We start from the raw sequence: 20,874 nt of genomic DNA, 5'->3' as shown, positions 1-20,874 counted from the left end.
CAAGCAGCTGAAGTTGCACGAAACACTGAGGCTGCGCGACGCCCGGCGCACCCGCGCGACATCACTTCAGCAATCCGCACAGAGTCAGCGGCATCCGGGGCCAAGCAGCTGAAGTTGCACGAAACACTGAGGCTGCGCGACGCCCGGCGCACCCGCGCGACATCACTTCAGCAATCCGAACAGAGTCAGCGGCATCCGGGGCCAAGCAGCTGAAGTTGCACGAACCACCGAGACTGCGCGACGCCCGCCCCACCCACGCGACATCACCCCAGCAATCCACACAAACTCACCGGCATCCGGGGCCAAAGTGCTGGGTTTGCGCGAATCACGGAGGCGGCGCGGCACCCGGCTCGTGCGCGCCGGTCAGTCCTCGAAGGCGCCGTAGACGCGCAGCGTGTTCGCCGCCACCCGGGCACCGAGCTCGTCGGCGTCCATCGCCAGCTCCGCCGCGAGGAAGCGCAGCGTCACCGGGATCAGGTACGGCGCGTTCGGGCGGCCGCGGTAGGGCACCGGGGTGAGGAACGGCGCGTCGGTCTCGACGAGGATCCGGTCGAGCGGCGTGACCGCGAGAGCGTCGCGCAGGTTCTGCGCGTTCTTGAATGTCACGTTGCCCGCGAACGACAGATAGTACCCGCGGTCTGCCGCGATGCGCGCCATGTCGGCGTCGCCCGAGAAGCAGTGGAACACCGTCCTGTCGGGGGCGCCGACCCTCTCGAGGGTCTCGAGCACGGCCTCGTGCGCGTCGCGGTCGTGGATCTGCATCGCGATGCCGTGCTTCTTCGCCAACGCGATATGCGCCTCGAAGGAGCGCATCTGGGCCGGGATGCCGTCCGCCTCGGTGCGGAAGAAGTCCAGGCCCGTCTCACCGATCGCCCGCACCCGCGGCTCGGCGGCGAGTTCGTCGATGACGGCGATCGCGGCATCCAGCTCGCCTGCCCGCTCGTAGACCGGAGCCTCGTTGGGGTGGATGGCGACGGCGGCCAGCACCCGAGGGTGCGAACGCGCCGCCCACGCCGACCAGCGCGAGGAGTCCACATCACCGCCGGCCTGCACGACGCCGTGGACGCCGACGGCGAGCGCACGCTCGAGCTGCTCGTCGAGCGACAAACCGGTGTCGCCGTCCTCGATCTCGAGGTGCGTGTGATTGTCGTAGACCGGGATGCCGAGCGGCTCGGGCGCCGGCGGATAGCTCACGTCGCGACGGCCGTCGACCGAGCGCTCGCGCACGTACTGACTCGGATCACAGCCGTCGATGGTGCCGCGTGGGCGTTCGACGGGGGCGGAGCCGGGGGCCGGTGCGGCGGCGGTCGCCTCGCCGGGCTCAGGGACCGCCGCTGCACCCGACATTGCCGTCACGCCTGCTCGACGCGGGGGAACAGCGGCGAGAGCGCGTTCACCGAGGAGCCGGGGCGCAGCACGCCCCACGCCCCCGCTTCGCGCAGACGCTGATCGTGCAGGTCGCCGAGGCTCTCGGACGCGCCCAACGCGGACCACAGCTTCTCGGTCGACGCCGGCATGACCGGCGACAACAGCACGGCGAGCGCGCGCAGGCCCTCGGCCGCGGTGTACAGCACGGTGCCCAGACGCTCGCGCGTGGCCTCGTCCTTCGCCAGAGCCCACGGCTCGTTCTCGGTGATGTAGCCGTTCAGCGCGTCGACGATCGTCCAGATGGCGGCGATCGCCTCGTCGATGCGGAAACGCTCCACGGCGGCGTCGGCGTTCGCCGCGGCATCCGCCACGATCTTCTGGATCGTCAGGTCGCTGTCGGTGTATGCGCCGGGCTCGGGTACCACGCCGTCGAAGTACTTCGAGATCATCGCGATGGTGCGGGACGCCAGGTTGCCGAAGCCGTTGGCGAGCTCGGCCTGATAGCGGGCCGAGAGGTCTTCCCACGAGAAGGAGCCGTCCTGACCGAAAGCGATCGCCGAGAGGAAGTAGAACCGGTACGCGTCGGAGCCGAAGACGTCGGTGATCTCGGTCGGCGCGATGCCGGTGAGCTTGGACTTCGACATCTTCTCGCCGCCGACGAGCAGCCACCCGTGCGCGAAGACGCCTCGGGGCACGTCGAGGCCCGCAGCCATGAGCATGGCGGGCCAGATGACGGCGTGGAAACGCAGGATGTCTTTGCCGACCACGTGGTACGCGGGCCAGCGGCGCGCGAACTCCGCGGTGACCTTGCCGGTCTCGGGGTCGGTGCCGTAGCCCACGGCGGTGGCGTAGTTGAGCAGAGCGTCGACCCACACGTAGATGACGTGCGAGGGGTCCCACGGAACGGTGATGCCCCAGTCGAAGGCGGAACGCGAGATCGAGAGGTCTTTCAGACCGCTGCGCACGAACGAGACGACCTCGTTGCGCGCCGATTCGGGGCGCACGAAGTCGGGCTCGGTCTTGTAGAGCTCGAGCAGGCGGTCCTGGAACTCGCTGAGCTTGAAGAAGTAGTTCTTCTCTTGCAGCAGCTCGAGGGGCTTCGAGTGGATCGCGCAGACCTTGAGTCCCTCGAAGGGCCCCGTGCCGTCGACGATCTCGGCCTCGGGCTTGAACTCCTCGCAACCGACGCAGTACAGCGCCTCGTACTCGCCCGCGTAGATGTAGCCCCGGTCGAACAACGCCTTCACGAACTGCTGCACGCGCTCTTCGTGGCGCGGCTGCGTGGTGCGGATGAAGTCGTCGTTGGCGACGTCGAGGGTCTCGAGCAGCGGGAACCACGACTCGGTGACGAGCTTGTCGACCCACTCCTGCGGCGTCACGCCGTTCGCGGCGGCCGCCCGCAGCATCTTCTGGCCGTGCTCGTCGGTGCCGGTGAGCATCCACGTGTCGTCACCCGCCTGGCGGTGCCAGCGCGCGAGCGTATCGACGGCCACCGTCGTGTACCCGTGCCCGATGTGGGGCAGATCGCTGGGGTAGTAGATCGGCGTCGTGATGTAGAAAGATCGGCCGGAAGTCACCTGGAGATTCTACGGGGAGGCACCGACACGGCCGACCGTGTGACGGGTGTCAGCGTTTGACGGCCAGCGCCGCCTGGTACAGCTCGCGCGAGGAGTGGCCGGTCTGCGAGGCCACCTCGGCGGCGGCCTCTTTGAGCCGCGCGCCGCCGCGCACGATCTCGAGCACCTGGGTCACGGCATCCGGGAACGCCACCTCGCGAGCGGTGGCGCCGCCGACGACGATCGCGATCTCACCGCGGACGCCCTCGGCCGCCCACGCGGCGAGCTCGGCAAGGGTTCCGCGCTTGACCTCTTCGTAGAGCTTGGTGAGCTCGCGGCAGACGGCGGCGGGACGATCGGCGCCGAACTCGGTCGCGAGGTCTTCGAGAGTGGATGCCAGTCGCGACGGCGACTCGAAGAAGACGAGGGTCCGCTCCTCCGACGCGAGCTGCGCGAAGGCCTTGCGGCGATCCCCCGGCTTGCGGCGCGGAAAGCCCTCGAAGGCGAAGCGGTCGGTAGGAAGGCCCGCGACGGCCAGGGCCGTGACGACCGCGCTCGGACCGGGAATCGCGGTGACCGTGACACCCGCGGCGGCGGCCGCCGCGACGAGGCCGAAGCCGGGGTCGCTCACCGTGGGCATGCCGGCGTCGCTCAGCACCAGCAGATCGTCTTCGCGGGCGAGCTCGACCAGTTCGGCGGCCCGCTCCTTCTCGTTGTGGTCGTGCAGGGCGATCAGGCGCGGGCGGTTCTCGACCCCGAGGCCCGCGAGCAGACGCTGCGTGGTGCGGGTGTCTTCTGCCGCGACGACGGTGGCGTTCTCGAGCGCCTCGATCAGACGCTTCGAGGCGTCGCCCAGGTTGCCGATGGGGGTCGCCGCGAGGATGATCACCGTTCCACCTTAGGCTGGGGGCCGTGACCACCGCCGTCCCTCCGCTGCTCCCGTCGATCGAGCAGACGCGCATCGATCGGTGGCGTGACGCCCTCCTCGACGGCCCCCGCGGGTTCCGCTTGTGGCGCTGGCTCGCACCTGCGCTGGTCACCGTCCTCGCGGCAGTGCTGCGTCTGGTCGACATCGGCAATCCGCACCAGCTCGTCTTCGACGAGACGTACTACGTGAAGGATTCGTGGAGCCAGTGGGTGCTCGGCTACCCCTCCACCTGGCCCGACGGCGCCGACGCCAGCTTCGCGGCGGGGGACACCGACGTCTTCACGGGCATCGGCAGCTACGTCGTGCACCCTCCCCTCGGACGCATCCTCATCGGCGCGGGCATGGCGCTGCTCGGTCCCGACTCGGCGACGGGTTGGCGCATCTCCGCCGCCGTCTTCGGTACCGCGACGGTGCTGCTGGTGTACCTGCTGGCGCGCACGATCACCCGGTCGATCCCCTTCGCGACCGTGGCATCCGGTCTCATCGCGATCGACGGCCTCGGGATCGTGCTGAGCCGCATCGCGCTGCTCGATGTCTTCCTGACGTTCTTCATCGTGCTCGTCTTCTGGTTCGTCGCCCTCGACCACCGGGGCAGCACCGACCGCTTGCGCACCGCCATCGCGGCCCTGCCGGGACAACGGCACACGTGGGGGCCCGTCCTGTGGGCCCGCCCCTGGCTCTTCGCCGCGGGAGCCGCCGCCGGGGCGGCCACCGCCGTGAAGTGGTCGGGACTGTACGTGCTCGCCGCCGTCGGCCTGTACGCGGTGATCACCGACGCCCTCGCCCGTCGCCGCGCCGGAATCGATCAATGGCCGATGGATGCCGTGCGCCAGGGCCTCGCATCGTTCGTCCTGCTCGTGCCGGTCGCGGTGGTCGTGTACCTCGCGAGCTGGTCGGGGTGGCTGTTCTCGAACGGCGGCTGGATGCGCGGCACCCCGGTCGCCGCGACAGGCATCTGGGGGTGGGTTCCCGAGCCGCTCCGACAGCTGTGGGCGTACCACCAGGAGATGTACGCGTTCCACGTGGGCCTCGTCACCCCGCACAGCTACGCGAGCCCCGCCTGGCAGTGGCCGCTGCTCATCCGTCCCACCTCGATGTACTGGCACCAGGACCAGGCCGGGGTGAACGGTTGCGCCCTGCCGACGGGCTGCACCGAGGCGATCTCGAGCATCGCGAACCCGATCATCTGGTGGGCCGGTGTCGCGGCATCCCTCTATCTGCTCGTGCGCTTCGTCATGGTCCGCGACTGGCGCTTCGCTCTCGTGCTGACGGGACTCGCCGCCGCCTACGTGCCGTGGCTGCTCTACCCCGAGCGGACGATCTTCCAGTTCTACACGGTGGCGATGCTGCCGTTCATCGTGCTCGCGCTCACCTTCGCGCTGCGCGACATCGCCCGCGGGGTCAAGGGCTCGTCGCGGGCGAGCGGGCAGGTGCTCGTCCTGGCTTTCCTCGGGCTGTGCCTCGTGATCTCGGCGTTCTGGTATCCCGTGTGGGCGGGGCTTCCGGTGCCGTACGAGTTCTGGCGCCTGCACAACTGGCTGCCCACCTGGATCTGAGCAGGCGGGGCGGGTGCGCGGTGGCGTGCGGGGTGGGCACGCAACAGAATCGGAGCCACGTAACCGGTGCGGATCTCCGGGGACACGGCATCCGAATTCGTTGCGTGGATCCGAATCTGTAAGGACTTCTCGCGGTGCCCGCCTCAGACCAGCTGCTCCGCATCCGTCGTCGGCAGCGCGCACGTGAAGGCACGGCAGTCGTACGCCGTCGCCTCGCCGCCCTGGGCGACCTTGCCCTCGAAGAGCTCGAACCCCGCCTCGGCGAAAGCGACAGCCTGTGCGGGCGACACCACCGCCACCACGTCGGCGGCGATCCGGCGGGCGGCGTCGGCGATCTCGGCATCCGTCTCGCCCACCACGACCACCTGGCGCGGGGCCGAGGCCAGGCCGAGGGCGACCTCGAGGATCGCGCCGTGCGCGAGGGGCGACGACAACGCGGTGTCGGCCGCGGCCCGGACGAGGGTCTCCGCGGCGGTCCGGTAGCGCTCCCCCGCCCCGAGGCGCCACAGGTCGAGGGCGGCAGCGGCGAACACCGACGGGCCCGAGGGCGAGGAGCCGTCGGTGGGCACGGCGTGCGACTGCATGCCCTGCCCCACGAGCACGGGGTCACCACCACCCGGAGGACGGATGCCGTCGTCGCCGACGCACAGGTCCACGAGTGCCCGAGCCCGCGCGGCATAGGCGACCTCGCCGGTCGCACGGGCGAGGGCGAGGAGGCCTCGCGCGAGTCCGCCGTAGTCTTCGAGCGTCGCGGGGGCGGCGGAGCGGATCTCGTCGAGCGAGGCGCGGCGCAGCGTCCCATCGTCGGCGACGTTGCTCTCGAGCACCGCGTCGGCGGCCCAGCGCGCCGCCTCGAGGAAGCGGGGGTCGGTGCGGGTTCCGGCGGCGGCGAGGGCGGCGATCGCGTGCCCGTTCCAGCCGGTGACGACCTTGGCGTCGAGAGCGGGGGGCTGCAGTGCCGAACGGTCCGCGACACGGTAGTACCCGCCCTCGTTGCGGACGCCGTCGATGATCGATTCCGAGTCCTGGGCGGCGGCGATGCCGCCGGAGGGCAGTTGCAGGACGTCGACGAGGAAGCGGGCGGCATCGGTCGCCGTGGCGTCGTCGCCCGCGGCGAGCGCGACCCCGACGAGCCCGGCGTTGTCGGTGAGCATGCGCTCGTAGTGCGGCACGCTCCAGTCGCGGCGCGTGGCGTAGCGGAAGAAGCCACCCTCGACCGTGTCGTGCAGGTCGGAGCCGGCCATGGCGGAGAGGGCTCGGGATGCCACGTCCGCGGCATCCGGAGCGTCCGAGGCGAGGGCGGGGTGCTGCAGGAAGCGGAGCACCGGGGTGTTCGGGAACTTCGGGGTCTCGAAGGCGGGGCCCGCGGCGAAGCCGAAGTACTCGCGGTCCTCGCGCGCGGCGATCGTGCGGGCGGCGGCCGCGAGCTGGTCGAGGGATGGCGGGGCGTCGGCCGGGGCGGTGGCTGCGGCGGCCAGGGCGTCTCGGAGCGAGGAGCCCGTGGCATCCACCTCGCTCCGTCGCTCGGTCCACGCCTCGCGGACCGCGGCGAGCACCTGGCGGAACGAGGGCTGCGGCGGGCGGGGCGAGGGCGGAAAGTACGTGCCGGCGTAGAAGACGCGCCCCTCGGGGCTCGCGAACACGGTCAGCGGCCAGCCCAGGTGCGGCGTGAAGGCGGAAGCGGCGTCGAGGTAGGCGGCATCGACGTCGGGATGCTCCTCGCGATCGACCTTGATCGAGACGAAGCCCTCGTTCAGGATGCCGGCGGTCTCGGCATCCTGAAAAGACTCCCGCGCCATGACGTGGCACCAGTGGCAGGTGCTGTAGCCGATCGAGATCATCACGGGGACGTCTCTCTTGGCCGCGAGCGCGAACGCCTCGGCCCCCCAGGGCAACCACGCGACGGGATTGTCGGCGTGGGCCCGCAGGTAGGGGCTCGAGGCGTTCGCGAGGCGGTTCATGCGCTCGGTCGAGCTCGGGTCAGTTGAGGTCGTCGGGGTGCGTGCCGACGCGGCCCGAACCGTCACCCGGGTCGACCGCGTCGATCGCGGCCATCTCGTCGGCGGAGAGCTCGAAGTCGAACAGCGCGAAGTTCTCTTCGAGGCGCTCGCGGCGCACCGACTTGGGGAACACGATGAAGCCGTGCTGGATGTGCCAGCGCAGCACCGCCTGGGCCGGGCTCTTGCCGTGCGCCTCGGCGGCGTCCTTCACCGCGGGGATCTCGAACAGGTCGTACTTGCCCTGGCCGAGCGGACCCCACGACTCGATGTGCATGTCGTGCTCGTGGCCCCACGCGGCGATCTCGCGCTGGCTGAGGGCGGGGTGCAGCTCGATCTGGTTCACCACGGGGGTGACGCCGGTCTCGGCGACGATGCGCTCGAGGTGCGGCACGAGGAAGTTCGAGACGCCGATCGAGCGGGTCTTGCCGGCCTCGCGGATCTCGATGAGCTTCTGCCACGCGTTGACGTAGTTGTCGTTCTTCGGGGTGGGCCAGTGGATGAGGTACAGGTCGACGGCGTCGAGCTGAAGCTTCTGAAGGCTCTCGTCGATCGCGGCGTGCGCGTCGTCGCCGTCGTGGCGGTCGTTCCAGAGCTTGGTGGTGACGAAGAGCTCGTCGCGCGGGATGCCGCTGGCGGCAATTGCTCGACCGACGCCCTCTTCGTTCTTGTAGATGGCAGCGGTGTCGATGTGTCGGTAGCCGACCTCGAGGGCCTCGGACACGGCACGCTCGGCGTCGTCGGCGGGCACGAGGAACACGCCGTAGCCGAGCTGGGGGATGGAGTTTCCGTCGTTGAGCTGAACTGAAGGAACGGTCATGAGAAGAGCCTAGGAGCGGTGTCTCGGAGGGTTCTCGGGGTTGACGCGCGGGTCGAGTCCGCTATCCCCCGCCTTCTCGCACCCCGGCGTGGTTGACTACCGAAATGACGCCGCAGCCTCCCACCCGGCACGCTCGACGCGACCCCTCCTCGGCCTGGCGTCGCGGAGCCAAGCTCGTCGCCATCGCCGTGACCGTCGTGCTCGTCGCGGCCGTGGCGGTCGGAGGGTTCTACGCGTTCTCGCTGTCGCAGCGTCTGCAAGACGCCGCCGTCCCCCTCAAGGACGCCCCGGCCGAACCGCCCGCGCTGAGCGCCTACAACGAACCCTTCTCGGTGCTCGTCGTCGGTACCGACGAGTGCGACGATCAGGTGAAGGCGGCCTTCGGCGCGCGCTGCTCCGACCCGGGCAACGAGGGCACCCGCAACGACGTCAACATGCTCGTGCACGTCTCGACGAACCCCCGTCGCGTCACCGTCGTCTCGTTCCCCCGCGATCTGCAGATCGGCATCCCGGAGTGCACGGGAGCCGACGGCTCGACCTCGTCGGCGTCGTACAAGGCCCCGATCAACTCCGCGTACGAAGCCGGCGGCCTGACCTGCGTCGCCGACACGGTCTCGGAGCTGAGCGGACAGAGCATTCCTTTCGCCGCGAAGGTGAGCTTCGGAAACGTCGTCAACATCACCGACGCCATCGGCGGCGTGGAGGTCTGCATCGGCGGCGACGGCATCGACGACCCCGACGCGGGGATCGACTGGGAGCCGGGCCCGCGGGTGGTCAAGGGCTACGACGCCCTGGCCTTCCTGCGCACGCGCAAGGGCATCGGAGACGGCAGCGACCTCGCCCGCATCGGCAACCAGCAGCAGTACCTGTCTCGCCTCATCAACAAGCTCCGCAGCGACGAGGTGCTCTCCAACCCGGGAACGCTCATCGGCCTGGCCAACACCGCGGTGAACAACATCGAGCCGAGCGAGAGCCTCGCCGACCCGATCCGCATCGCGCAACTCGCGTACACGCTGAAGGACGTCCCGTTCTCGGACATCACCTTCGTGCAGTTCCCCGTGGTCGACGACCCCGCCGACAACAACCACGTCATCCCCGACCAGGCATCGGCGGCGACGCTGTGGGAGGCGCTGGACACCAACGCTCCCCTGCAGCTGACCGGCCAGGAAGGCGCGAACGGCGGCGTCATCGCCGACCCGTCCGCTCCCACCGCCGCGCCGAGCGAGCCCGCCCCCGAGGCGAGCACCCCCGCCCCGGATGCCACGGACGCCAGCGCCGCGCCGGGCGTGGTGGAGCTGCCGAGCAACGTCAGCGGCACCAAGGCTAACCAGGCGACGTGCTCCGCCGGCAACGGGTGATCGCCGCGCGCGGATCGGCGTCAAGACCCGGGGACCGTCCAGAGTCATCGGCGACGATCGAGGGGTGAAAACCGCCACGCGCTCGACGATCCTCCTCCTGCTCGCGGCCCTGACCCTCACCTCATGCGCCCCGGCCGCGGCGCCCGCGCCGACGGCATCCCCCTCTCCCTCCCCGACGCCGACGCCCACCGCTACCCCGGATCCCCTCGCGGGGATGAGCCTGCAGGACAAGGTCGGCCAGATGTTCATGGTCGGCACCTCGGTGGAGGGCGCCGACCCCACGACGCTCGCCGCCGTGCGCGACGATCACGTGGGCGGGATCTTCCTGCACGGAAGGTCGGATGCCGGCACCCAGGCCACCGCAGCCCTGATCGGGCAGTTCACCTCCACCGTCGGCGCGGACGCTCCGCAGCTGTGGGTCGCCACCGACCAGGAGGGCGGCACCGTCCAGGTGCTGAAGGGTCCGGGCTTCGACCGCATCCCCTCGGCCGTCGAGCAGGCCGCCCAGACCGATGCGGCCCTGCGTTCCTCCGCCGCGACCTGGAGCACGCAACTCGCGCAATCGGGGGTGAACATGAACCTCGCTCCCGTCGCCGACATCGTCACGAGCCCGGAGTTCGCGGCATCCAACCCTCCGATCGGCGCGCTCGTGCGCGAGTACGGCTACGACGAGACCACTGTCGCCACCAAGGTCGGCGCGTTCGCCGCCGGCATGCGCGACGGCGGCGTGATGCCCACGCTCAAACATTTCCCGGGCCTGGGGCACGTCGACGAGAACACCGACACCCGCACGGGCGTCACCGACGACACGGTCACCGCCGACGGCGCAGACGTGGGCGTGTACGCGAGCGTCCTGCCCCAGGGGGACGCGATCGTCATGATGTCGACCGCGATCTACGCCCGGATCGACCCGAGCGCGCCCGCCGCGTTCTCACCCGCGGTGGTGGACGTGCTGCGCGACCGCATCGGCTTCGACGGCGTGATCACCGTCGACGATCTCTCGGCGGCGCGCCAGGTGCAGCCCTGGTCTCCGGCCGATCGCGCCACCCTCGCCGTGGACGCCGGGGTCGACCTGCTGCTCGTCTCGGCCGACCCCTCGGTGTATCCCGACATGCACCAGGCGGTGCTGTCGCGCGCCGAAAGCGACCCCGCGTTCGCCGCGAAGGTGGATGCCGCGGCCCGGCGGATCGTCGAGCAGAAGGCGTCGATGCCGTAGGCGCTCCCCCGTGAGGGGTCGCTTTGTGTCGCCCGGGCACGGGCCAGGCGACAGGAGGTGACCCCTCGCGCGAGTCGCCAGGAAATGTCGCTTCGAGCAGCCCCAAGCGACAGAAATTGGCGACTCGCGCGATGGGTGGGCGATACTCTGGAAGGCTGTGTCTGTCGAACCCGTCATCGTCTACCCGCCCGAGCTGCCCGTCAGCGCCGCGCGGGACGAGATCGCGCGCGCGATCCGCGACCACCAGGTCGTGATCGTCGCAGGCGCCACCGGCTCGGGCAAGACCACGCAGCTGCCCAAGATCTGCCTCGAACTGGGCCGCACCTCGATCGCTCACACCCAGCCGCGCCGCATCGCGGCGCGCACGATCGCGGAGCGCATCGCCGACGAAATGCAGGTGCCGCTCGGCTCGACCGTCGGGTACAAGGTGCGCTTCACCGACAAGGTGTCGGCCGACACGCGCGTGGCGCTGGTGACCGACGGCATCCTGCTCAACGAGATCCACCGCGACCGGCTGTTGCGCCGCTACGACACGATCATCGTCGACGAGGCGCACGAGCGCTCGCTCAATATCGACTTCCTGCTCGGCTACCTGCGCCGCATCCTGCCGAAGCGCCCCGACCTCAAGGTCATCGTCACCTCGGCGACCATCGACCCCGAGAGCTTCGCGCGGCACTTCGCGGCGGCTCCGGCCGAGCCCGGCGGGGAGCCGGTTCCGGCACCGGTGATCGAGGTGTCGGGGCGGACGTACCCGGTCGAGATCCGGTACCGGCCGGTCGACGGCGCGGACGACGCGGGCGAAACTCCTGAGGATTCGGATGTGGACGGCGCCGAACCCCCCTCATCCCGAGGTCGCGCGGTCGCAGGGCCCTCGAAAGTCAGGAGTTCGGCACGACCCGCGGCCAAGACCCGGCGCGATGCCGACGACGCCGACGAGGTCGGAGCCGTCGTCGCCGCCCTGCGCGAGCTCGACCGCGAGCCCGCGGGCGACGTGCTCGTCTTCTTCCCCGGCGAGGCCGAGATCCGTGATGCGGCGGACGCCATCCGCGGGGCGTATCAGAAGGACGCCGCCCCCACCGAGGTGCTCCCCCTGTACGGGCGACTCTCCGCCGCCGAGCAGCACCGCGTCTTCGAGCGCTCGAGCGTCGCGGGCGTGCGTCGACGCGTCATCCTCGCCACGAACGTCGCCGAGACGAGCCTGACCGTCCCCGGCATCCGGTACGTCGTCGACACCGGCACCGCGCGCATCTCGCGCTACAGCAACCGCTCGAAGATCCAGCGCCTCCCGATCGAGGCCGTCTCCCAAGCCTCGGCGCAGCAGCGCTCGGGCCGCGCGGGGCGCACCTCGCCGGGCATCGCGATCCGGCTCTACTCCGAAGACGACTTCACCCGCCGCCCGGAGTACACCGAGCCCGAGATCCTGCGGACGTCGCTGGCATCCGTCATCCTGCAGATGCTCTCGCTCGGGTTCGGCGACATCCAGGCCTTCCCCTTCCTCACTCCGCCCGACTCGCGGGGCGTGAAGGCGGCGTTCGACCTGCTCGTGGAGCTCGGTGCGGTGAAGCTGCCGGCGCCGGGGTCGCGCGGGGCCGACACCTCGCGCGACCGCGATGTGCGCAGCGACGGCGACCCGTCGCGCGGGCGCGGCGGGCGGGACAGCGCCCGCGGGCGCCGTGACGACGACGGTCCCCGCCTCACCGAGATCGGCCGCGAGATCGCGCGCCTGCCGATCGACCCGCGGTTCGCTCGCATGCTCATCGAGGCGCGGCGAAACGACGTGCAGTCCGAGGTGCTGGCGATCGTGTCGGGAATGTCGATCCAGGACGTACGCGAGCGTCCGGAGGACCGCCGCGAGGAGGCCGACCGCTTCCACGCGCGCTTCACCGACCCCACCAGCGACTTCCTCTCCCTGCTCAACCTGTGGGAGTACCTGCAGGAGAAGCAGGCCGAACTCGGCTCGAGCGCCTTCCGCCGGCTGTGCCGCAGCGAGCACCTCAACTACGTGCGGGTCCGCGAGTGGGTCGACGTGCACCGGCAGCTGCGGTCGCTGGGCGGCGAGGCGTCACGGGGTGACGGGGTCGGGCGTTCCAGCGAAAGCGGGCGCAGCGATCGGAGCCGTGTCCCCCTTCGTGCGGAGTCTGACCCGTCCCGGCCGCACCGGTCGGGACATGCATCCACGACCCACGTCCCGCACACCGCGGCGCCGGAGGGCCACGCCGCCGGCGATGCCATCCATCGCGCGATCCTGTCCGGGTTGCTGTCGCACCTCGGCATCCTGGATCCGCGAACGATGGCCCAGACGAAGGACCGCAAGGCTCCCGGCGACGCCCGCCCCACGAAGGGCGAATACATCGGCGCGCGCGGCGCGCGGTTCGCGATCTTCCCGGGCTCGGGTCTGAAGAAGAAGCGTCCCTCCGCGGTCATGGCCGCCGAGCTCGTCGAGACCTCGCGCCTGTTCGCCCGCACGGTCGCCGCCGTCGACCCGGCCTGGGCGGAAGACCTCGCCCCCGACCTCGTGAAGCGGTCGCTGAGCGAGCCGCACTGGTCGAAGGATGCCGGCTCCGCCGCCGCCTACGAGAAGGTCACTCTCTTCGGGGTGGAGCTCGTCGGCCGTCGCCGCGTGCAGCTCGCCCGCTTCGACCGCCCGCTCGCGCGTGAGATGTTCGTGCGACACGCGCTGGTGGAGGGCGAGTGGGACCCCTCGGTGCTCGACAAGCGCCTCACGGCGTTCCTCCGCCGCAATCAGGAGCAGCGCCGCCTGCTCGAGAAGATCGAGGAGCGCGAGAGGCGCCGCGACATCCTGATCGGCGACGAAGCGGTGTTCGCGTTCTACAACGCGCGGATCCCCGCCGACGTCACCGACGTGCGCTCGTTCGAGGCCTGGTGGAAGGATGCCGTCCACCGCACGCCCCACCTGCTCGACCTGCGCGAGTCCGACCTCACCGGCGATCGGGCGCAGGGCGACGACCGCGCGTTCCCCGCGCGGTGGCGCCAGGGCGATCAGTCGCTGAACCTCGCCTACCGCTTCGAGCCGGGGGCGCCCGACGACGGCGTCACGGTCGTCGTGCCGCTGCCGCTGCTGGCGCAGCTGCGCCCCGACGGCTTCGACTGGCAGGTGCCCGGCATGCGCGACGAGCTCGTCACGGCCCTGTTGCGCGCCCTGCCGAAGACGATCCGCCGCAACGTCGTGCCCGCGGCCGACTGGGCCGAGAAATTCTCGGCCGAGCTCGCCGAGAAGGGTCCCGAGCACGCGAACGGTCTGCCGAAGACGACGCTCGTCGACGCCCTCGCGGCCCAGGTGCAGCGGGTCGCCAATCAGCGCGTGAGCGCGACCGACTTCGAACTCGAGCGCGTCCCCGCGCACCTGCTGCCCTCGTTCCGCGCGGTCGACGCCCGCGGACGGGCGATCGGGAGCGACCGCGACCTGCAGGCCCTGCAGCGGCGTCTGGCCGACAAGGCCCGGTCGAGCGTGGAGTCGACCATCGCACGACCCGCGCAGAAGGCCGCGAAGGTCGCCGAGGCCTCCCCCGCATTCGCCGCCCGCGCGAAGCTGACCACGTGGGATCTCGACGAGCTCACCGAGGTCGTCGACACCCCGGTCGCCGGCGGTGTCGTACGCGGCTACCCGGCGCTCGTCGACGACGGCGACAGCGTCACCCTGCGCGTCGAAGCCACCCCCGAGGATGCCGCGCGCCTCACCCGCGCCGGCATCCGCCGCCTGATGCTGCTCGCGGTCCCCTCCCCCGCCACCTACGTTCTCGACCACCTCACCGCGAACGAGAAGCTCGCGCTCGCGGCCTCGCCGTATCAGAACGCCAAGGCGCTGATCGAAGACGCGCGCGTGGCCCTGGCCGATGACGTCCTGCTGCGCGAGGCGCCGACCGGAGTGGTGCGCACGAGGGCCGACTTCGAGCGGGTACGGGATGCGTTCTCGGCCGTCTCGGTCGAGCGCACCTTCCAGACGGTCTCGCTCGCGGCGAAGATCCTGCTCGCGCAGCGCGAGGTCGAGAGGGCGATGAAGGATGCCGCGTCCATCACGCTCCTGGGCGCGCTCAACGACGTGCGGGGTCAGGTGTCGGGGCTGATCTTCCCGGGGTTCCTCGCGCGAACCGGCCTGCACCGCCTGCAGCACTACCCCCGCTACCTCGCGGGGGCGCTGGGGCGCGTGACGACCCTGTCGGACAACCCCGGGCGCGACCGCCAGCGGCAGACCGAGTATGAGCGCTCCGCAACCGCGTTCACGGAGGCGGGCGGTGTCATCCCCCTGCCCGCCGACGCGCCCGCGAACCTCGTTCAGACGCGCTGGCTGCTCGAGGAACTGCGCGTGAGCCTGTTCGCCCAGCGCCTCGGCACCGCCGAACCGGTCTCGCCGCAGCGCATCGCGAAGGCGCTCAAGGGCGCGTGAGTCGCCGGGGATCGTCGCTTCCGATCCCCGGGTCCGCGTCGGATCCCGATCTCAGACGCCCAGCGCACCGCCCCACGCGCGCAGGAGCGCCTCGAGGCCGCGGCGCTGCGCCGCATCGAGGCCCGCGAGCAGCCGCTCCTCGTTCGCGAGGTGGGCGGCGAAGGCCTCGTCGATCACGCGGCGCCCCGCAGCCGTCAGGCGGATGACGCGCGCGCGTCCGTCGTCGGCGTCGTCGTCGCGCACGACGAGACCGGATGCCACGAGCCGGTCGACGCGCTTGGTGACCGCACCGCTGGTCACCATCGTGTGGCGCGCGAGCTCTCCGGGGGCCGCGGCGAACGGCTCTCCGGCACGGCGGAGGGCGGCGAGGATGTCGAACTCCCCCTCGCCGAGGCCGTACCGCCGGTAGACGGCGGTCAGCTCCTCGCGCAGGTGGTCGGCGAGGCGATGCAGGCGGCCGATCACCTGCATCGGGGAGGGGTCGAGGTCGGGGCGCTCGGCGCGCCACTGCGCGGTAAGGGTGTCGACGCGATCGGGTGCGGTCATCCTTCCACTTTATCTTCCGTGGAAGCTAAAGTGTCTTCCATGGAAACCACCTGGCGCACCGTCACGATCACCGCCGTCGCTCCGATCGCGTGGGGCGCGACCTACGTCGTGACCCGCCACCTTCTGCCGGCGGACGCCCCCCTGTGGGGAGCCGCCCTGCGCGCCCTGCCCGCGGGTCTCCTGCTGTGGGCCCTGGCCCGGCGTCGGCCGGTCGGTTCGTGGTGGTGGCGGGCGCCCCTTCTCGGCCTGCTCAACTTCGGAGCGTTCTTCTTCCTGGTCTACGTCGCCGCGCAGGCGCTGCCGTCGTCTATCGCGGCGTCGGTGGTGGCGTTGGCTCCCCTGGCCCTGGCGGGTCTCGCGTGGCCCCTGCTCGCGCAGCGTCCGAGCCTGCGATGGGCGCTGGCCTGCGCCGTCGGCATCGTGGGTGTCCTTCTCGTCGTGGGCTGGAGCGCGGGCGCTGTCGCTCCCCTGGGCATCGCGGCGTCGGTGCTCGCCCTCCTCGCCTCGTCACTGGGGGCGATCCTCACCACCCGGTGGCGCGACGAGACCCCGCTACTCGCGATGACGGCCTGGCAGCTCACCGCGGGCGGGATCGCCCTCGTCCTCGTCGCCGCCGTCGTGGAGGGGAGTCCCCCTCGAGTGAATGCCGCGGGCGTGGCCGCCTACGCCGCGATCGCGGTCGTCGCGACGGCCCTGGCCTTCGTCTGCTGGTTCGCCGGGCTCCGCCGCCTGCCGGCCGGAACGGTCGGACTCATCGGCCTGCTCAACCCGGTCACCGGGATCGCTCTCGGGGTGCTCGTCGGCGGGGAGTCCCTCACCCTCGCGCAGGCCTTCGGGATGGCGCTGGTGCTGGCGGCCATCGCGATCACCAACCTCCGCCGCCGCGGCTCCGCGCCCGTCTCCGCCCCCGCGCGGAAACCGCCCGTCCCCGCGGCGTGAGCGGGGGCGGGCGGCACGCGGGAGATCACGACCGCAGGCGCACCTCGCCCATCGTGGCCGTGACGTCGACCTCGGCCGTGGCCGTGGAGCTCTCGCGCAGGCCGTTGTCGACCTGCCCGAGGCCGTCGTCGACGCTCACGCGGTAGTCGTCGTCGGGCAGCCGCAGGTCGATCGATCCGGCGGTGAGCTCGACGTCGGTGCGCGACGGTGTGGAGCCGCGTAGTTGCGCCGTCACCTCTCCCCCGGCCACCTCGATCGCGGCGGTGCCGACGTCGCGCAACTGCGCCGAGGCCGATCCCCCCGACACGTTCAGATCGATCTGAGAGGCCGCGCCGCTCAGCGAGGTCGTCCCGCCCGCGACCCGGATCGACACCGTGCCGTAGTCGCCCTGCAGGTCGAGCGTGCCCCCGCTCACCTGCGCGTCGACGCCGACGCCGCTGACGGCCCACTCCCGCGGCAGGGTGAGCGTGGCCGACGATCCCGTCCCCCACCCGACGAAGGTCCCGTTCGGCGAGGCCACGCGCAGGGAATCGCCGCGCCGTTCGAACGTCCACCCCGACCGGTTCTGCGCGGCGTCGAGACGCGCGCTCGCGACGTCGCCGTAAGCGATCGTGAGCGCTCCCCCGGTGATGTCGATGTCGAGGGAACCCGCGGCCTGCTCCGCGTCGTCGACACGGCTTGAGCTGCGGTCGGCGTCGCGCAGAACGACGACCGCCGAGGCGCCGGTTCCGGCCACCGTGCCGAGGGCGACGCACGCGCCGACCACGATCGTGGCGATCGACACGGCGAAGGCGGAGCCGCGACGTCGCGGGCCGTCGCGGGCGGGGAGGGGGACGTTCGCGGTCATGAGGTCGCTCCGGTGTGGTCGTGGCCCAGGTGCACGAGAGCGGCGATGACGCGGCGGTTGCCGGTCTCGTCCTGCTCCAGTCCGAGCTTGGTGAAGATGGCGGTGATGTACTTCTCGACGCTCGCCTCGCTGACGAACAGCGCGGCGGCGATGGCCTGATTGGAGCGTCCCTCGGCGATGAGTGCGAGCACGGCCCGCTCGCGCTCGGTGAGGCTCTGCAGGCGCTCGTCGCGCCGACGCCGGGTGAGCAACTGCGCCACGACCTCGGGGTCGAGCACGGTGGCACCGGCCGCGATCGAGGCGACGGCGGCGAGGAAGTCGGCGACGTCGGCCACGCGGTCCTTCAGCAGGTACCCCAGGGCGCCCTGGCCGTCGGCGATGAGGTCGCTCGCGTACCGCTCCTCGACGTACTGCGACAGCACGAGCACGGCCAGCCCCGGATGCCGCGACCGCAGCGCGATGGCCGCGCGGATGCCCTCGTCGGTCCAGGTCGGCGGTAGCCGGACGTCGAGGATGCACAGCTTCGGCGCGGTCTCGACGACGGCGGCGTCGAGACCGCCGGCGTCGGCGAGTGCGGCGACCACCTCGTGACCGTCGTCGGCGAGAAGGCGCACGAGGCCCTCGCGCAGGAGGACGGAGTCCTCGCAGATCAGGATGCGCACGGGACCGTCACCTCCACCGTCGTCGGACCGCCCTGCGTGCTGTCGATGCGCGCTGTGCCGCCCGCCGCCGTGACGCGGTTGACGATGCCGTCGAGACCGCCGCCGGGCACGATGCGCGCCCCGCCCAGGCCGTCGTCCTCGACGCGGGCCCAGAGCGAGCCGTCGTCGCGCACGCGCACGTCGACGCGACAGGCGGCGGCGCGGGAGTGCTTCGCGGCGTTGGTGAGGGCCTCCGCGATCGCGAAGTACACCGCTTCCTCGGTCGCGCGACCGCAGCGGCGCGGGAGCCGCACGTCGAGGGTCACGGGGATGTGCGAACGCGACGCCAGGGCCGAGAGGGCGGCATCCAGCCCCCGATCCTCGAGGACGGACGCGTGGATGCCGCGGGCCAACTGGCGCAGTTCGGTGATGGCCGACTTGGTGGAGGCGTGCGCCTCGGCGACGAGGGCCTTCGCCGCTTCGGGGTCGTCGTCGATCTTCGTCTGCGCGAGGCCGAGGGTCATGCCGATCGAGACCAGGCGCGGCTGGACGCCGTCGTGCAGGTCGCGCTCGATGCGGGTGCGTTCCACCTCGGCCGCACGCACCGCTCCCGCGCGCCGGGTGTCGGAGGTGCGCGCCTGCTCGAGCAGCTGCGCCTCGCGCGAGGGGACGAAGATCGCCCGCACGATGACACCGTCGAGGATCGCCAGGCCGACGACGACGGCGAGGCCTCCGATGACGGCGATCATCCCCACGAAGGGGGCGGCGGCGCCGTGGAGCGGGATGAGGTCGAACAAGCGGGTGTTCGTCCACCCGAACACCGGGCTGACGGCGAGGGCGAGACCCCACGCGAACCCCGCGAGGGCCGTCAGCGTCACCATGCCGAGCACGGTCGCGATCGTGAACGACGCCACCGCCCGCCACTGCAGCGGATCGATGGCCTGCAGCCAGATGGTGTGCAGCACGCCGACGAACCCGTGCTTGGGGCTGCGCCGCGGCCGCAGCGGGGCGAGCCCGAGGTCGTAGAGACCGTCGACGCGCGCGCGTTCGAACCACGCGACGGCGAAGAGCGCGTAGACGAAGACCACGAGCACGAGCACCCCGACCAGCAGGGCCGCGAGCAGTCCGAACCCCGACCCGAGCAGGCTGAACAGGCCCGTGAAGACCGCAGGACCCACCACGCCCAGGGCGGCGAGGTGCGCCGCGGCCCCGGCCACGCGGCCGGGCGAGGCGACGCGCACCCTCTGGGGCACGACGGTCGAGGCGGGGTCGGCCGGGGCGGTGTACCCGCCGGGTGTCGGAGGCGGAGGCGGAACAACGGATGCCGTGGTCATGCGTTCCACGCTAGGGCGCGGTCGGCGCGGGCACCGCCCGGTCAGCCCCCGCCGCGATTCGGGTTATCCCGAAAGCGGATCACAGCTCCTCGGCCGAGATCCATCCCGAGGCGGTGAGCTCCTCGACGTCGTCGGCGCGCAGGATGCTCGGCGAGACCTCCGGCGTCTCGTCGGCCGCGGTGTCGTCGCCGGCGAGCAGTGCCTCGACGAGGTCGGCGGTCGCGGGCACGAGCGCGCGGGGATCGGCGAAGGTCGTGGCGTCGATCGCGCCGTCGCGCAGCGCGCGCACGGTGACCGGATCGGCACCCGACCCGACCACGAGCGGGGCGGGGGCGACCGCGGCGGCGGTCGTCGCCGGAGTCGGGGTGGGCGACGCCGTCTCGGCCTCGGTGGCCGGGGCCGTCGTGGTGAGCGCGGTCACCACTCCGCGGGTGACCGCGTCGCCGAGGGCGAGCACCGCGGTCGGCGCCTCGTCCGCGGCCCCCGCGCGCAGATCGCGTAAGCGCTTCTCGGCCGCAGAGGCGCGGCTCTCGGCGGTGTCGCCGCCGACCTCGGCCGCCTCGAGGGTGGCTCCCGAGACGATCTCGAGGCGTCCCGCGTCGAGCGCCGGTTGCGAGGTGGCGAGGGCTGCCTCGTATCGGCTCTGCTCCCCCGCGTCGGAGACCCCGGCGGCCAGCACCGCGAGACGCACCGCCGCGGTCGCGGGCACCGCGTCCGTCCCGGGCACCGCGTCCGTCCCGGGCACGGCGCCCGTCTCGAGCACCGCGTCCGTCCCGGACACCGCGCCGGGCGACGCGTCCCCCGACGGCGTCGACCCGGATGCCGTGGTGGTCGGCGTCGCCTCGGGCGACGGTTCCGCGACGCTCGGGGCGTCGGCGAGGTCCGCGAGGAGCGCCTGGGCCTGGGCGCGGCCGAGATCAGCGGCATCCGCCGGCGACGGGCCGAACTCCACGACGGGGACGCCGTCGTCGGCGGCGACGGCTAGGGCCGGCGTCAGCTCCTCGGATGCCCACGGCGCGACGACCACGGCATCCGCGCTCTTCGTGAGCATGTTCTGCACCTGCGCGGCCTGCGTCCGCGAGTCGGAGGCCGCGAACTGCAGGTCGACGCGATAGCCGCGCACGATGAGTTCCCGGCGCAGGGCGTCGCCGCCGCGGCTCCACAGGGCGTCGGCCGTCGTCGGCAGGGCCACCCCGACCACTCCCGCCCCGTCGCTCGAGCCCGCGGCGCTCCCCTGCGCCGGGGCGCACGCGGCGAGGCCGAGGGTCAGGGCGAGCAGTGCCGCGGCGGCACGGAGGGCGTGGGAGCGTGTCATCCCCTCCATCCTCCCCCGGAAAACGGGCGACGCCCCGCCGCTCGAAGC

At 71.9% G+C, this 20,874-nt stretch carries 15 protein-coding genes; 5 read left to right on the top strand and 10 right to left on the bottom strand.

Going from position 1 to position 20,874, the window contains the following annotated elements; translation table 11 throughout:
• Window positions 1–363: 363 nt before the first annotated feature.
• The 3 genes from AB6V29_RS07275 to rsmI are packed head-to-tail and all read right to left on the bottom strand — an operon-like array spanning window position 364 to window position 3,813.
• Window positions 364–1,347, bottom strand: coding sequence for a TatD family hydrolase (locus AB6V29_RS07275; RefSeq protein ID WP_369357811.1), 984 nt, complete (start codon window positions 1,345–1,347; stop codon window positions 364–366).
• A 5-nt stretch (window positions 1,348–1,352) separates the two neighbouring features.
• Window positions 1,353–2,945 (bottom strand): methionine--tRNA ligase, encoded by a 1,593-nt coding sequence (metG, locus tag AB6V29_RS07270; protein ID WP_369357809.1) that lies wholly within the window; start codon window positions 2,943–2,945, stop codon window positions 1,353–1,355.
• Between the two features lie 49 nt (window positions 2,946–2,994).
• Complete coding sequence (gene rsmI / locus AB6V29_RS07265) at window positions 2,995–3,813, bottom strand: 16S rRNA (cytidine(1402)-2'-O)-methyltransferase (RefSeq protein ID WP_307317627.1); 819 nt, start codon at window positions 3,811–3,813, stop codon at window positions 2,995–2,997.
• A 23-nt stretch (window positions 3,814–3,836) separates the two neighbouring features.
• On the opposite strand from rsmI, the gene AB6V29_RS07260 reads away from it, so the two are divergent.
• Window positions 3,837–5,408 carry a dolichyl-phosphate-mannose--protein mannosyltransferase gene (locus AB6V29_RS07260; RefSeq protein ID WP_369357806.1) on the top strand — a complete coding sequence of 524 codons (1,572 nt, stop codon included), beginning with the start codon at window positions 3,837–3,839 and terminating at the stop codon, window positions 5,406–5,408.
• Window positions 5,409–5,551: 143 nt separating this feature from the next.
• Here AB6V29_RS07260 and AB6V29_RS07255 read toward each other — a convergent pair whose 3' ends face one another.
• Complete coding sequence (locus AB6V29_RS07255; protein WP_369357804.1) at window positions 5,552–7,369, bottom strand: thioredoxin domain-containing protein; 1,818 nt, start codon at window positions 7,367–7,369, stop codon at window positions 5,552–5,554.
• A 19-nt stretch (window positions 7,370–7,388) separates the two neighbouring features.
• On the bottom strand, window positions 7,389–8,225 hold the full coding sequence (locus tag AB6V29_RS07250; RefSeq protein WP_210074031.1) for an aldo/keto reductase: 837 nt from the start codon (window positions 8,223–8,225) through the stop codon (window positions 7,389–7,391).
• A gap of 104 nt (window positions 8,226–8,329) precedes the next feature.
• Between AB6V29_RS07250 and AB6V29_RS07245 the strand changes: the two genes are divergently transcribed.
• The 3 genes from AB6V29_RS07245 to AB6V29_RS07235 all read left to right on the top strand — a co-directional run bounded on the left by AB6V29_RS07245 (window position 8,330) and on the right by AB6V29_RS07235 (window position 15,204).
• Window positions 8,330–9,583, top strand: a complete 1,254-nt coding sequence (locus AB6V29_RS07245) for an LCP family protein (protein WP_267787515.1) — start codon at window positions 8,330–8,332, stop codon at window positions 9,581–9,583.
• A 64-nt stretch (window positions 9,584–9,647) separates the two neighbouring features.
• Window positions 9,648–10,799, top strand: a complete 1,152-nt coding sequence (locus tag AB6V29_RS07240; RefSeq protein ID WP_369357802.1) for a glycoside hydrolase family 3 N-terminal domain-containing protein — start codon at window positions 9,648–9,650, stop codon at window positions 10,797–10,799.
• Between the two features lie 157 nt (window positions 10,800–10,956).
• The gene (locus AB6V29_RS07235; RefSeq protein WP_369357800.1) at window positions 10,957–15,204 is read left to right on the top strand and encodes a DUF3418 domain-containing protein; all 4,248 of its coding nucleotides are present in this window, start codon (window positions 10,957–10,959) and stop codon (window positions 15,202–15,204) included.
• A 51-nt stretch (window positions 15,205–15,255) separates the two neighbouring features.
• Here the strand turns inward: AB6V29_RS07235 and AB6V29_RS07230 are convergent, their stop codons facing one another.
• Window positions 15,256–15,750, bottom strand: a complete 495-nt coding sequence (locus AB6V29_RS07230) for a MarR family winged helix-turn-helix transcriptional regulator (protein ID WP_267787518.1) — start codon at window positions 15,748–15,750, stop codon at window positions 15,256–15,258.
• A gap of 39 nt (window positions 15,751–15,789) precedes the next feature.
• Here AB6V29_RS07230 and AB6V29_RS07225 point away from each other — a divergent pair, with 39 nt between their 5' ends.
• Window positions 15,790–16,689 (top strand): DMT family transporter, encoded by a 900-nt coding sequence (locus AB6V29_RS07225; protein WP_369357797.1) that lies wholly within the window; start codon window positions 15,790–15,792, stop codon window positions 16,687–16,689.
• A 25-nt stretch (window positions 16,690–16,714) separates the two neighbouring features.
• Here the strand turns inward: AB6V29_RS07225 and AB6V29_RS07220 are convergent, their stop codons facing one another.
• The 4 genes from AB6V29_RS07220 to AB6V29_RS07205 all read right to left on the bottom strand — a co-directional run bounded on the left by AB6V29_RS07220 (window position 16,715) and on the right by AB6V29_RS07205 (window position 20,826).
• The gene (locus tag AB6V29_RS07220) at window positions 16,715–17,536 is read right to left on the bottom strand and encodes a hypothetical protein (RefSeq protein ID WP_369357795.1); all 822 of its coding nucleotides are present in this window, start codon (window positions 17,534–17,536) and stop codon (window positions 16,715–16,717) included.
• Entirely contained in the window at window positions 17,533–18,198 is a 666-nt protein-coding gene (locus AB6V29_RS07215) for a LuxR C-terminal-related transcriptional regulator (RefSeq protein WP_369357793.1), read from the bottom strand. The genes AB6V29_RS07220 and AB6V29_RS07215 overlap by 4 nt, the downstream gene beginning before the upstream one ends.
• The gene (locus AB6V29_RS07210; RefSeq protein ID WP_369357791.1) at window positions 18,186–19,511 is read right to left on the bottom strand and encodes a sensor histidine kinase; all 1,326 of its coding nucleotides are present in this window, start codon (window positions 19,509–19,511) and stop codon (window positions 18,186–18,188) included. The genes AB6V29_RS07215 and AB6V29_RS07210 overlap by 13 nt, the downstream gene beginning before the upstream one ends.
• Window positions 19,512–19,590: 79 nt before the next feature.
• The gene (locus tag AB6V29_RS07205; RefSeq protein WP_369357789.1) at window positions 19,591–20,826 is read right to left on the bottom strand and encodes a substrate-binding domain-containing protein; all 1,236 of its coding nucleotides are present in this window, start codon (window positions 20,824–20,826) and stop codon (window positions 19,591–19,593) included.
• Between the last annotated feature and the right edge of the window lie 48 nt (window positions 20,827–20,874).

Source organism: Microbacterium sp. 20-116, assembly GCF_041079415.1.
Taxonomy (GTDB): domain Bacteria; phylum Actinomycetota; class Actinomycetes; order Actinomycetales; family Microbacteriaceae; genus Microbacterium.
Note: the sequence above shows the minus strand (reverse complement) of the source record. Positions and strands in the feature narration are given on the sequence as shown.

Coding starts and splice junctions, on each gene's coding strand:
- AB6V29_RS07255 (WP_369357804.1), bottom strand. CDS start 7,369: ATGAACCGCCTCGCGAACGCCTCGAGCCCCTACCTGCGGGCCCACGCC.
- AB6V29_RS07210 (WP_369357791.1), bottom strand. CDS start 19,511: ATGACCACGGCATCCGTTGTTCCGCCTCCGCCTCCGACACCCGGCGGG.
- AB6V29_RS07250 (WP_210074031.1), bottom strand. CDS start 8,225: ATGACCGTTCCTTCAGTTCAGCTCAACGACGGAAACTCCATCCCCCAG.
- AB6V29_RS07245 (WP_267787515.1), top strand. CDS start 8,330: ATGACGCCGCAGCCTCCCACCCGGCACGCTCGACGCGACCCCTCCTCG.
- AB6V29_RS07225 (WP_369357797.1), top strand. CDS start 15,790: ATGGAAACCACCTGGCGCACCGTCACGATCACCGCCGTCGCTCCGATC.
- AB6V29_RS07220 (WP_369357795.1), bottom strand. CDS start 17,536: ATGACCGCGAACGTCCCCCTCCCCGCCCGCGACGGCCCGCGACGTCGC.
- AB6V29_RS07205 (WP_369357789.1), bottom strand. CDS start 20,826: ATGACACGCTCCCACGCCCTCCGTGCCGCCGCGGCACTGCTCGCCCTG.
- AB6V29_RS07230 (WP_267787518.1), bottom strand. CDS start 15,750: ATGACCGCACCCGATCGCGTCGACACCCTTACCGCGCAGTGGCGCGCC.
- AB6V29_RS07275 (WP_369357811.1), bottom strand. CDS start 1,347: ATGTCGGGTGCAGCGGCGGTCCCTGAGCCCGGCGAGGCGACCGCCGCC.